Consider the following 11,839-nt stretch of genomic DNA (forward strand, 5'->3'; position numbering starts at 1 on the left):
GGGACGTGCTCGAGCACACCGCGTTGACGATCCGACGAACCGGTGGCCGCGCGATCGCGTTCGCTCTGGCCGCCTGCGCGGCGTCGGGCCTGCTGGCCTTCGGTGTGACGGAGGCGGCGGGCCGTGAGTCCGAGGTGGGTGCTCGGTTCGACGACCTCGCGGCGGAGACGCTGCAGGTGTCCTTGCCGCTCCGGGGCTCGCCGTACGACGAGCTCGGGCAGGAGCTGATCGGGGCGATCAGGGGAATCGACGGGGTGACCGGGGTGGCCTGGGGCGGCCGGGAGGACGTGTGGGCCGCCCGCGAGCACGGCCCGGCCGCTCCGGCGCGGCTGTGGACGCTCGACGGGGACCTGGCGATCCTCGGTCTGGAGACGACGGGGCGCGGGGGAAGCGGGCTCAGCCGGGGCCTGCTCGTCGGCGGCGCGGCGGCGCACCTGGCCGACGGCCTGGCGCGGTTCGACCGGGTCGTCGTGGACGGGCGCCGCCTCGTCGCCGACGGCGTCGTCGTGCGCTCACCGGCGATCGTCGACCTCCTGGACGCCGTCGCGCTGGTCGGTGAGGGGTCGCCGTTGTCGATGGCGGCGCCGGGTGAGCTCGTCGTCGGAGTGCGACCGGGGTGGGCGCACGTGGTCGCCCCGCGGCTCGCGCGAGTGCTCGCCCCGTCCCGGGAGTCGTCGGTCCTGGTCCGGTACCCGCCGGAGCCCGACGCGTTGCGCGGGAACGTCCTGGCGTCGGTGGGGTCGTTGGTCTGGGCTGCCGCCGCGTCGATCGTGGTCCTCGGAGCCGCCGCGGTGATGGTCGGCACCTTGTTCCGCGTGCTCGCCGAGCGGCGCCTGCTGGGGATGTACCGAGCGATCGGGGCTCCGGCCAGCTTCGTGATCGCCACGCTCGTCCTCGAGGCGGGGATCGTCGGAGTCCTCGGTGGGGCGGTGGGGACGGTCCTGGGCCTGGGGGTCGCGGCGGCGCGCGCGCTGGCGGCGGGCACGGCGCTGCACATCCCGTGGGTCTGGGTCCTGCTCGGCGCCTCGACGGGCGTGGTCGCCAACACGCTCGGAGCGCTCGTCCCCGCGCTGCTGGCGGTCCGAGAAGCACCGCTCACGGCGCTCCGCGCTCGGTGACCGGTGGCCGGTTTGGCTCGCGAGCGACTGTCCGGTAATGTTCTCGGTCGGCACGGCGTCCAGTACGCCGGTCCTCCAACCCGCTCTCTCCGGCGCCCCGTGCGCCGGTCGGCGCTGGCTGCGAGGCCGGAGGAATGTCCGGAAGTGCCATTGGGGTATGGTGTAATTGGCAGCACGAGTGATTCTGGTTCACTTAGTCTAGGTTCGAGTCCTGGTACCCCAGCAAGGTTTCGCAGAACGGCCCTGAAAGGCCGATTTGATGAAGCCGAGCAGGATGCAGTAGAGTAAGACCCGGTCAAGCCGCCCCGGCGGTGCGATCAGCTAGGCCCCCATCGTCTAGTGGCCTAGGACGCCGCCCTCTCACGGCGGTAACAGGGGTTCGAATCCCCTTGGGGGTACATCAGGAAAGGCCGGTCGCCAGCAGGCGGCCGGCCTTTCTGCTGCCCCGGCGCAGGAGCGCCCTGCGCCGAGTTCGGCACTCGGGTGTCGAGTTCGGCACCGCGAGATGCCGAACTCGGGCACGAACTGCCGAACTCGCCGGTCGGGCGCGCCGGGACGTGCGCGAGGCCGCCACCCCCCGGGGGGAGCGGCGGCCTCGCGCGGCGCGGGGCGCTACTCCGCCGTGCGGCGGAGGACCTCCGTGAGGCGGTTGGCCGCCGAGACGACCGCGGCGGCGTGCAGGCGGCCCGGCTGGCGGGACAGGCGCTCCACGGGGCCGGAGATGGACACCGCGGCCACCACGCGCCCGGACTGGCCGCGCACCGGCGCGGAGACGGACGCGACGCCGACCTCGCGCTCGGACACCGACTGCGCCCAGCCGCGGCGGCGGACGCCGGACAGGATCGTCGCGGTGAACTTCGCGCCCTGCAGCCCGCGGTGCAGCCGGTCCGGCTCCTCCCAGGCGAGCAGGATCTGCGCCGCGGACCCGGCCGCCATCGTCAGCGTGGCGCCGACCGGGATCGAGTCGCGCAGGCCGATGGGCCGCTCCGCGGCGGCCACGCAGATGCGCTGGTCGCCCTGGCGGCGGTAGAGCTGGGCGCTCTCGCCCGTGTGGTCGCGCAGCGCCGCGAGGACGGGGCCGGCCGCGGCGAGCAGCCGGTCCTCGCCGGCGGCGCTGGCGAGCTCGGTCAGCCGCGGACCCAGGACGAACCGGCCCTGCATGTCGCGCCCCACCAGGCGGTGGTGCTCGAGCGCGACGGCCAGCCGGTGGGCCGTCGGGCGGGCAAGATGGGTGGCGTTGACCAGCTGCGCGAGGGTGGCGGGTCCGGCCTCGAGGGCGTTGAGGACCGAGGCGGCCTTGTCCAGCACGCCGACTCCGCTAGAGTTGTCCATAGGTCGATATTGCCGTCTCGCACACTGAGACGCAAGTCGGCACCGAGAAGGACCCCGGTCGGCCCCCACCGACCGACGGACGAGAGGACGCCCGAACATGGCCGGCACACTGGCGGAGAAGGTGTGGGAGAACCACATCGTGCGGCGCGGCGCCGACGGCGCGCCCGATCTGCTCTACATCGACCTGCACCTCGTGCACGAGGTCACCAGCCCCCAGGCGTTCGAGGGGCTCCGGCTCGCCGGCCGTCCCGTCCGCCGCCCGGACCTCACGCTCGCCACCGAGGACCACAACACCCCGACGCTCGACATCGACCTGCCGATCGCCGACGCGACGTCGCGCACGCAGATCGACACGCTGCGGAACAACGCGAAGGAGTTCGGCGTCCGGCTGCACTCCCTCGGCGACGCGGACCAGGGGATCGTGCACCAGGTCGGCCCGCAGCTCGGCCTGACCATGCCGGGCCTGACGGTCGTCTGCGGCGACTCGCACACGTCCACCCACGGCGCGTTCGGCGCGCTGGCGTTCGGCATCGGCACGTCCGAGGTCGAGCACGTGCTCGCCACCCAGACGCTGCCGCTGGCGCCGTTCAAGACGATGGCGATCACCGTCAACGGCGCCCTGCCGATCGGCGCGACGGCCAAGGACATCATCCTGGCCGTGATCGCGCGGATCGGCACCGGCGGCGGCCAGGGCTACGTCCTGGAGTACCGCGGCGAGGCGATCCGGGCCCTGTCGATGGAGGGCCGCATGACGATCTGCAACATGTCGATCGAGGCGGGCGCCCGCGCCGGCATGATCGCCCCCGACCAGACGACCTTCGACTACCTGAAGGGCCGCCCGCACGCCCCCGAGGGCGCCGACTGGGACGCCGCGGTCGCGTACTGGGAGACGCTGCGCAGCGACGACGACGCCACGTTCGACGCCGAGGTGGTCCTGGAGGCCGCCGACCTCGAGCCGTTCGTCACCTGGGGCACCAACCCGGGCCAGGGCCTGCCGCTGTCGGGCGCCGTGCCGGTGCCGGAGGAGATCGCCGACGCGAACGAGCGGGTCGCCGCCGAGCGCGCCATCGAGTACATGGGCCTCACCCCGGGCCAGCCGCTGCGCGAGATCGCGGTCGACACGGTGTTCATCGGCTCCTGCACCAACGGCCGGATCGAGGACCTGCGGGCCGCCGCCAAGCTCATGCAGGGCCAGAAGAAGGCCGACACCCTGCGCGTCCTCGTCGTCCCGTCGTCCGCCCGCGTGCGGCTGCAGGCCGAGGCCGAGGGCCTGGACAAGATCTTCCTCGACTTCGGGGCCGAGTGGCGCAACGCCGGCTGCTCGATGTGCCTGGGCATGAACCCGGACCAGCTCGCGCCGGGGGAGCGGTCGGCGTCGACGTCGAACCGCAACTTCGAGGGCCGGCAGGGCAAGGGCGGCCGCACGCACCTGGTCTCCCCGCTGGTCGCCGCCGCCACCGCCATCCGCGGCACCCTGTCCTCCGTCTCCGACCTGGGTCCGGACGTCGCCGTCCCGGACGGCTCGCCGCTGGACCTCCAGCCGGCCTGAGCCGCCGCACCGACGCCCCCGCAGACCCCCCGACCGAGAGAGCGAGCACGCTCGTGGAGAAGTTCACCCAGCACACCGGCGTCGGCGTCCCGCTGCGCCGCAGCAACGTCGACACCGACCAGATCATCCCGGCCGTCTACCTCAAGCGCGTGACCCGCACGGGCTTCGAGGACGCGCTGTTCGCGGCGTGGCGGGGCGACCCGTCGTTCGTGCTCAACCAGGACGCCTACCGCGCCGGCTCGGTCCTCGTGGCCGGCCCGGACTTCGGCACCGGCTCGTCCCGCGAGCACGCCGTGTGGGCGCTCAAGGACTACGGCTTCAAGGTCGTCCTCGCCTCGCGGTTCGCCGACATCTTCCGCGGCAACTCCGGCAAGCAGGGCCTCGTCGCCGCCCAGCTCGCGCAGGAGGACGTCGAGCTCATCTGGAAGGTCCTCGAGACCGCGCCCGGCACCGAGGTGACCGTCGACCTCGAGACGAAGACCGTCACCTGCGACGACGTCGTGGTGCCGTTCCAGATCGACGACTACACCCGCTGGCGCCTCATGGAGGGGCTGGACGACATCGGCCTCACCCTGCAGCACGAGGACGAGATCACCGCGTTCGAGGCCACCCGGGACGCCTGGCGCCCGAAGACCCTGCCGGCCAAGCACCTGCCGCCGGTCGAGATCAAGGCCGCCCGCCCGGTCGAGCTCAGCCTGGGGAAGCGCCCCGGCCTCTGAGCCGTCGGGCCCCCGGGACGCCCCGGGTCGCGCAGCATCCTGCGCGGCCCGGGCGTCCCATATGTGGAGGTTTGGCGCGCGCTGTGCGGGACGCACGGCGCGGGTGCGTGCCCCCGTCGCGGCGTGCGCCACCATGGGGGGATGACCGATCTCCTCTACGTCCACGGCGGCACGCCCCTCGCGGGCGAGATCACCGTGCGGGGCGCCAAGAACTTCGTCTCCAAGGCGATGGTGGCGTCCCTGCTGGGCGAGACCCCGAGCGAGCTGCGCAACGTGCCGCAGATCCGCGACGTCGGCGTCGTCACCGGCCTGCTGGAGCTGCACGGCGTGCGGGTGTCCGCCGACGCCGAGGGCGGCGTGCTGCGCCTCGACCCGACCGACGTCGAGTCCGCGCACGTGGCCGACATCGACGCGCACGCCGGCTCCAGCCGCATCCCGATCCTGTTCTGCGGCCCGCTGCTGCACCGGCTCGGCGAGGCGTTCATCCCCGACCTGGGCGGCTGCCGGATCGGCGACCGGCCGATCAACTACCACCTGGACATCCTGCGGCAGTTCGGCGCCGTGGTGGACAAGCGCGAGAACGGCATCCACATCCGCGCGCCGCGCCGCCTCCGGGGCACGAAGATCACGCTGCCCTACCCGAGCGTCGGCGCCACCGAGCAGCTGCTGCTGACGGCCGTGCGCGCCGAGGGCGTGACGGAGCTGACCAACGCGGCCATCGAGCCCGAGATCATGGACCTGATCAACGTCCTGCAGAAGATGGGCGCGATCATCTCCGTCGACACCGACCGGGTCATCCGGATCGAGGGCGTCGACCGGCTCGTCGGCTTCCAGCACACCGCCCTGGCCGACCGCATCGAGGCCGCGTCCTGGGCGTCGGCCGCGCTGGCCACCGGCGGCGACGTCTACGTCCGCGGGGCGACCCAGCCCGAGATGACCGCGTTCCTCAACACCTTCCGCAAGGTGGGCGGTGAGTTCGCGATCGACGACGAGGGCATCCGGTTCTTCCACCCGGGCGCGGACCTGAAGTCGATCGTGCTCGAGACCGACGTCCACCCCGGGTTCATGACCGACTGGCAGCAGCCGCTGGTCGTCGCCCTGACCCAGGCCAAGGGCCTGTCGATCGTGCACGAGACGGTCTACGAGAACCGGTTCGGCTTCACGGACGCGCTGCGCGGCATGGGCGCGACCATCCAGGTCTACCAGGAGTGCCTGGGCGGCCGGCCCTGCCGGTTCGGGCAGCGCAACTTCTCGCACTCCGCGGTCATCTCCGGCCCGACGCCGCTCACCGCGGCCGACATCGAGGTCCCGGACCTGCGCGGCGGCTTCAGCCACCTCATCGCGGCGCTGACCGCGCAGGGCACCTCCGCGGTGCGGGGGATCAGCCTGATCGACCGGGGCTACGAGAACTTCACCGCGAAGCTCGAGGCGCTCGGCGCCAAGTTCGACCGCGACTGACGCGGCCCCGCACGGGGTCACGACGCCCGCCCGGCCACCTCGGCCGGGCGGGCGTCGTGGTCCCCAGGCGCGCGAAGTGGGGGTTTACAACGGAGGAACGGCTTCGCTAGACAGAGGCCACGGTTATCCGTTGTAACGGCCGGGTGGCGCTCAGCCGCCGCCCCCTGGCCCCGATGGCGAAGGAGCCACCGTGAGCCAGCCTGCCCGTACTGCCGCACGCCCTCGACCGGCCCGGCCCGGTCCCCGCCCCGCCGCCGACCTGTCTCGCCGCGGCTTCCTCGCCGGTCTCGGCGCGGTCGGCCTCGGCGCCACCGTCGCCGCCTGCACCGGCGGCAGCCCGTCCGCCTCCGGCACCGCGGGCGGCGGCGTCGTCGACCTCGCGTTCTGGAACGGCTTCACCGGGGGCGACGGCCCCGTCATGCAGGACCTCGTCGACCGGTTCAACGCTGAGCACGACGGCATCGCCGTGAAGATGACGACGATGGAGTGGGCCGACTTCCACGCCAAGCTGCCCGCCGCGCTGACCTCCGGCCAGGGCCCGCACATCGCGATCCAGCACCTCGACTCGCTGCCGACGTCCGCCGCCCGGGGGCTGCTGCTCCCGCTCGACGACCTCGCCGACGGCCTCGCGCTGACCGCGGACGACTTCATCCGGCCGGTGTGGGACGCCGGCATCTACGACAGCGCGCGGTACGGCATCCCGCTCGACGTGCACCCGCTCGGGTTCTTCTCCAACACCGCGGTGATGGCGGACGCCGGCCTCGATCCGGACGACCAGCCGATGGACCGGGAGTCCTACGAGGCGGCCCTCGACGCGCTGCTCGCGAACGGGGTGGCCGGGCACTGGATGAGCCCGCACACGTTCACCGGCGGGCAGACGCTCCAGTCCCTGATCTGGCAGTTCGGGGGCGACCTGCTCGACGCGGACGGCGCCACCGCCGCGTGGGCGCGGGACGAGGGCGTCGAGGCGCTGTCCTGGATGGTCGACGCGGTGCACAAGGGCTGGAGCGCCCGGGACGTGGGGCAGGACGCCGACCTCATCGCGCTGCAGAACGGGCAGGCGGCCTTCAACTGGAACGGCATCTGGTCCATCAACACGCTCGACGAGATCGGCGGGCTCGAGTGGGGCGTCCGCCGGCTGCCCCGGATCGGCAGCGTCGACGCCGCGTGGGCCGGCTCGCACAACTTCGTGCTGACGAAGCAGAAGGGCACGACCGACGACCAGCTCGAGGCCGCCCGCACGTTCGTCAACTGGGTGTCCCAGCAGTCCGCGGCGTGGGCCGTCGGCGGGCAGGTGCCCGCGCGCCGGTCGGCCCGCGAGTCGGCCGAGTTCACCGCCCTGGCCCCGCAGGCGGCGATCGCCGAGCAGGCCGACGACCTGCGGTTCCCGCCGTCGATCCCGGGCATCGGGGACGCGATCGGCGAGCTCTACACCGCGCTGAACGAGGCCGTGCTGCTGATGAAGGAGCCGCGCGAGGCGCTCGCCGACGCGGCGGCGCGCGCGGACCAGGTGCTCGCCGACAACCGCGACCGCTACGGCGCATGAGCGCGGCGGTCGTGCCGCGCCGGCGCCCGCTGCGCCGGGGCGCCTGGTGGACGCCGTGGGCGTTCCTGGCGCCGTTCGTGCTGGTGTTCGGCACGTTCGTCGCCCTGCCGGCGGTGCGCGGGATCTGGATGTCCCTGCACGACTGGGACTACCTCATGCCGAGCAAGCCGTTCGTCGGGCTCGGCAACTACGCCGACCTGTTCGACTCGACCAGCGTCGTCTTCCAGCGGTTCTGGGACGGGATGGCCGCCACCGGCATCTTCGTCGTGGCGTCGGTGCCGTTCCTGCTGACGCTGCCGCTCCTGCTGGCGATGGCGCTCAACCGGCGGTTCCCGGGCCGGACGTTCCTGCGGGCCGTCGTGTTCCTGCCCTACGTGCTCGGCGTCGCCGTCGTCGGCGTGCTGTTCCGGTTCGTGCTCGACCCGAACCTCGGGGTGCTCAACCACCTGCTCGGGCTGACGGGCCTGGACCGGCTGCTGCACGCGCTGGGGGCGGGCGACCCGGTCCCGTGGCTCACCGCGCAGCCGTGGACCTGGGTCTCCCTGGTCGGGGTGACCGTCTGGTGGACCCTCGGGTTCAACACGATCATCTACCTGGCGGGGCTGCAGGACGTGCCGCGCGAGCTGTACGACGCCGCCGAGGTGGACGGCGCCTCCGCGGCGCAGCGGTTCCGGCACGTGACCCTGCCGGGCCTGCGGCCCGTGCTGGCGTTCGTCCTCACGATGACGTTCCTGGCCTCGGCGAACATGTTCGGCCAGGCCGACCTCATGACCAGCGGCGGACCCGGCACCTCGACCCGGACCGCGCTCATGGTGATCCTCGACACCGGCCTCGGGCAGTACAAGATGGGCTCGGCCGCCGCCATGGGGTACCTGCTGTCGATCGGGCTGGGCCTCGTGTCGATCGCGAACTTCTGGGCCCTGCGCGAGCGGGGCGGCGGGCGCGGTGGCGGGCGCGGTGGCGGGCGGGGCGGTCGCCGGCGCGGCGCCCGCGGGCGCAGTGCTGCTGCCGGGGGTGCGTCGTGAGCGGGCGGCGGCCGGGGCGGGCGCGCCGCGGGCTCGGCGCCGGCGCCACCTGGGCGCTGGTGCTCGTGCTGGTCGCGACGTTCGTGGGGCCGCTGCTCTGGATGGGCCTGACCTCGGTGAAGTCCTACGGCGAGGCGACCGCCTCCCCGCCGACGCTGTGGCCGCAGGACGTCGACCTGTCGGCCTACGAGCGGCTGCTCAGCCTCGACGGGCCCTACCCGGTGCTGCGCTGGTTCCTGAACTCGCTGCTCGCGGGCGTCCTGCACACCGCCCTGGTGCTGGTCGTGGCGTCGACCGCGGCGTTCGCGCTGGCGCGGATGCCGTTCCGGGGCCGCGGGCTGGTGTTCGGCGTCATCGTGTCGACGCTCTTCCTGCCGGCGTTCGTGTTCCTCATGCCGAACTACCTGATGATCGACCGGCTCGGCTGGACGGACTCGGTGTGGGCGCTCGTCGTCCCGGGCGCGGCCGGCGCGTTCGGGGTGTTCTTCCTCCGGCAGTTCATGGTGAACCTGCCGGTCGAGCTGGAGGAGGCCGCCGCCCTCGACGGCGCGAACCAGTGGGGCGTGTTCCGGCGGGTGGTGCTGCCCAACACGCGCCCGGCGCTCGCGACGCTCGCCGTGCTGGCGTTCCTCGGGAACTGGAACGACTACATCTGGCCCGTCTACGTCCTGTTCAGCCCCGAGCGGCTCACGCTGCCGGCCGGGCTCCGGCTGCTGCAGGGCGCCTACGTGACGGACTACCCGTCGATCATGGCCGGCGCGGTGGTCGCGTCGGTCCCGGTCATCGTCCTGTTCGTGCTGACGCAGCGGTTCGTCGTCGAGGGCGTCGCGCGCAGCGGGCTGAAGGGGTGAGGGGCGTGCGACCAGGAGCACCGGGCGGAGCCGCCCGGACCGGCCGGGCGGCGACCCTGCGGGCCCGGGCGGCGGCCGCGGCGCTGGCGCTCGCCCTCGCGACGGTCGTGGCCGGCTGCGGCGGCGACGGCGCCCCGGGACCCGACCCCGACCCCGCGAGCACCGAGGAGAGCGACGTGGCCTTCACCAACCCCGTGTACGACGGCAACCTCCCCGACCCGTTCGTCCTGCGCGCCGAGGGCGCCTGGTACGCCTACGGCACCCAGGGCCGCCTCGGCACCCTGCCGGTCCTGCGCTCCGACGACCTCGTGGCGTGGGAGGTGGTGGGCGACGGGATGCCGGTGCTCGCCCCGTGGACCGGCGCCGGTCGGCACTGGGCCCCCGAGGTGGTCGAGCTCGGCGGGCGGTACGTCGCGTACTACACCGCGATGGAGCGCGAGACGCAGCAGCAGTGCCTGGGCGTCGCGTTCGCGGACCACCCGGCCGGCCCGTTCGTCGACGAGTCCGCGACCCCGTTCGTGTGCGAGCACGAGGAGGGGGGGTCGATCGACGCGTCGCCGTTCGTGGACGGCGACGGCACGCCGCACCTGCTGTGGAAGAACGACGGGAACCACGTCGGCGTGCGGTCCTGGATCCGGGTCCAGCAGCTGAGCCCGGACGGGTCCGCGCTCGTGGGCGAGGGCCCGGTGGACCTGATCACCCACGACCAGCCGTGGGAGGGCCACCTCGTGGAGGGACCGACCGTCGTGGCCCGCGACGGGCGGTACCACCTGCTGTACTCGGCGAACGACTACGGCTCGGCCGACTACGGCGTGGGCTGGGCCGTGGCCGACGCGCTGACGGGCCCGTGGACGAAGCCCCGCGACGAGCCGCTCATGCGGTCCTCGCCCGAGGCGGCGGGACCAGGGCACGGCTGCGTGGTCACCGCCGACGACGGCGCGACCTGGTACGTGCACCACGCCTGGCCGCCGGACGCGGTGGGCTCGACCTACCCCGGCCGGCAGGTGTGGCTCACCCCGCTCGACTGGGACCCGGACGGCGCCCCGGTCCTCGACGGGCCCGCGGTCGCGGTGGGCCGGCACCCGTGACCGTGACGCTGCGGGACGTGGCCGCCCGCGCCGGGGTGTCGTTCAAGACCGTGTCGAACGTCGTGAACGGGCACCCGCACGTGAGCGAGGTGACCCGGGCCCGGGTGCTGGCGGCGATCGAGCTGCTCGGGTACCGGCCGAACCAGACCGCGCGCAGCCTCCGGCACGGCCGGTCGGGGATCCTCGCGCTGGCCGTGCCCGAGCTGACGTCGCCGTACTTCGCCGCGCTGGCCTCCGCGGCCGGGCGGGCGGCGAAGGAGCACGGCCGCGTCCTGGTGATCGAGGAGACGCGGGGCGACGTCGAGGGGGAGCGGGTCGCGCTCGTCGACCTCACCTCGCGGCTCGTGGACGGCGTGATCCTGTCCCCGCTGGTGACCCCGCGGGAGACGGTGGTCCGGCGGATCGGGCGGACGCCGATCGTCATGCTCGGCGAGCACCGCTACGACGTCGGGGCCGACCACGTCGCGATGGACAGCGTGCGCGCCGCGCGGGAGCTGACCGAGCACCTGCTGGCCACGGGGCGCCGCCGGATCGCGGTGCTCGGCCGCCAGGAGCCCGGCAGCACCGGTGGCGAGCGGTGGCGCGGGCACGTCGAGGCGCTCGCGGCCGCCGGCCTCGAGCCCGACGAGGCCCTGGTCCCGCGCGTGGGCGCGTACCGCCGGGCCGACGGCGTGCGCGCCGTGCGCGAGCTGCTCGCCGCAGGCGTGCGCCCCGACGCGGTGCTGTGCTTCAACGACCTGCTCGCCCTGGGCGCCTGGCACGCGCTCCGCACCGCCGGGCTCGACGTCCCGGGCGACGTCGCGGTCGCGGGGTTCGACGACGTGGAGGAGTCCCGGTACGCGGGCCTGACGTCCGTCGCCCCCGATCTCGGGCTGCTCGCGCGCGAGGCGGTCCGGCTGCTGGTCCGCCGTGTCGAGGACCCGGCGGTGGGGCCGGCCCAGGTCGAGGTCCCGTTCCGGGTGCGGGTCCGCGCGAGCACGGTCGGGTAGGGACGCGGCGGTGCTCCGGGTTGCGGCCCGCGCGGACGCCCCTAGCGTGGGTCGCGGGTCCAGCGACGGCCCGGATCGCGAGTCCGGGGCCGGGACGCCCCGAGGCGCCGGCCCCGCCCCGACCCGGGTCCGGGTGGCGCCCCTCCGGACAGCGCCGCGGTCGG

Annotated in this window: 10 protein-coding genes and 2 tRNA genes; 11 read left to right on the top strand and 1 reads right to left on the bottom strand. The window is 74.0% G+C overall.

What is annotated here, in order from left to right; genetic code table 11:
- Nucleotides 1-23: 23 nt before the first annotated feature.
- The 3 genes from VER05_RS05795 (at nt 24) to VER05_RS05805 (ending at nt 1,516) form a co-directional block, all read left to right on the top strand.
- Complete coding sequence (locus VER05_RS05795; RefSeq protein ID WP_324844438.1) at nt 24-1,118, top strand: ABC transporter permease; 1,095 nt, start codon at nt 24-26, stop codon at nt 1,116-1,118.
- Between the two features lie 151 nt (nt 1,119-1,269).
- Nucleotides 1,270-1,341, top strand: a tRNA-Gln gene (locus VER05_RS05800).
- Between the two features lie 102 nt (nt 1,342-1,443).
- A tRNA-Glu gene (locus VER05_RS05805) sits at nt 1,444-1,516 on the top strand.
- A 214-nt stretch (nt 1,517-1,730) separates the two neighbouring features.
- Here the strand turns inward: VER05_RS05805 and VER05_RS05810 are convergent.
- A complete protein-coding gene (locus VER05_RS05810; RefSeq protein ID WP_154728344.1) occupies nt 1,731-2,450 on the bottom strand; it encodes an IclR family transcriptional regulator in 720 nt (239 codons plus the stop codon).
- Nucleotides 2,451-2,547: 97 nt separating this feature from the next.
- Here VER05_RS05810 and leuC point away from each other — a divergent pair, with 97 nt between their 5' ends.
- The 8 genes from leuC to VER05_RS05850 all read left to right on the top strand — a co-directional run bounded on the left by leuC (nt 2,548) and on the right by VER05_RS05850 (nt 11,675).
- Nucleotides 2,548-3,999 (top strand): 3-isopropylmalate dehydratase large subunit, encoded by a 1,452-nt coding sequence (gene leuC / locus VER05_RS05815; protein ID WP_324844439.1) that lies wholly within the window; start codon nt 2,548-2,550, stop codon nt 3,997-3,999.
- A 53-nt stretch (nt 4,000-4,052) separates the two neighbouring features.
- Entirely contained in the window at nt 4,053-4,718 is a 666-nt protein-coding gene (gene leuD, locus VER05_RS05820; protein ID WP_324844440.1) for a 3-isopropylmalate dehydratase small subunit, read from the top strand.
- A 141-nt stretch (nt 4,719-4,859) separates the two neighbouring features.
- On the top strand, nt 4,860-6,176 hold the full coding sequence (gene murA / locus VER05_RS05825) for a UDP-N-acetylglucosamine 1-carboxyvinyltransferase (RefSeq protein ID WP_324844441.1): 1,317 nt from the start codon (nt 4,860-4,862) through the stop codon (nt 6,174-6,176).
- A 190-nt stretch (nt 6,177-6,366) separates the two neighbouring features.
- Complete coding sequence (locus VER05_RS05830; RefSeq protein ID WP_324844442.1) at nt 6,367-7,722, top strand: extracellular solute-binding protein; 1,356 nt, start codon at nt 6,367-6,369, stop codon at nt 7,720-7,722.
- Entirely contained in the window at nt 7,719-8,747 is a 1,029-nt protein-coding gene (locus VER05_RS05835; RefSeq protein ID WP_324844443.1) for a sugar ABC transporter permease, read from the top strand. Before VER05_RS05830 ends, VER05_RS05835 begins: the two co-directional genes overlap by 4 nt.
- Nucleotides 8,744-9,598, top strand: coding sequence for a carbohydrate ABC transporter permease (locus VER05_RS05840; RefSeq protein WP_324844444.1), 855 nt, complete (start codon nt 8,744-8,746; stop codon nt 9,596-9,598). Before VER05_RS05835 ends, VER05_RS05840 begins: the two co-directional genes overlap by 4 nt.
- A 5-nt stretch (nt 9,599-9,603) precedes the next feature.
- Nucleotides 9,604-10,686, top strand: coding sequence for a glycoside hydrolase family 43 protein (locus VER05_RS05845; protein WP_324844445.1), 1,083 nt, complete (start codon nt 9,604-9,606; stop codon nt 10,684-10,686).
- The gene (locus tag VER05_RS05850; RefSeq protein ID WP_324844446.1) at nt 10,683-11,675 is read left to right on the top strand and encodes a LacI family DNA-binding transcriptional regulator; all 993 of its coding nucleotides are present in this window, start codon (nt 10,683-10,685) and stop codon (nt 11,673-11,675) included. Before VER05_RS05845 ends, VER05_RS05850 begins: the two co-directional genes overlap by 4 nt.
- Nucleotides 11,676-11,839: the final 164 nt, after the last annotated feature.

It is taken from the genome of Cellulomonas sp. (assembly GCF_035634735.1).
Classification (GTDB): Bacteria; Actinomycetota; Actinomycetes; order Actinomycetales; family Cellulomonadaceae; genus Cellulomonas.

Excerpts from the sequence above, each read along its gene's own strand:
- leuC (WP_324844439.1), top strand. The coding sequence starts at position 2,548 with ATGGCCGGCACACTGGCGGAGAAGGTGTGGGAGAACCACATCGTGCGG.
- murA (WP_324844441.1), top strand. The coding sequence starts at position 4,860 with ATGACCGATCTCCTCTACGTCCACGGCGGCACGCCCCTCGCGGGCGAG.
- VER05_RS05810 (WP_154728344.1), bottom strand. The coding sequence starts at position 2,450 with ATGGACAACTCTAGCGGAGTCGGCGTGCTGGACAAGGCCGCCTCGGTC.
- VER05_RS05835 (WP_324844443.1), top strand. The coding sequence starts at position 7,719 with ATGAGCGCGGCGGTCGTGCCGCGCCGGCGCCCGCTGCGCCGGGGCGCC.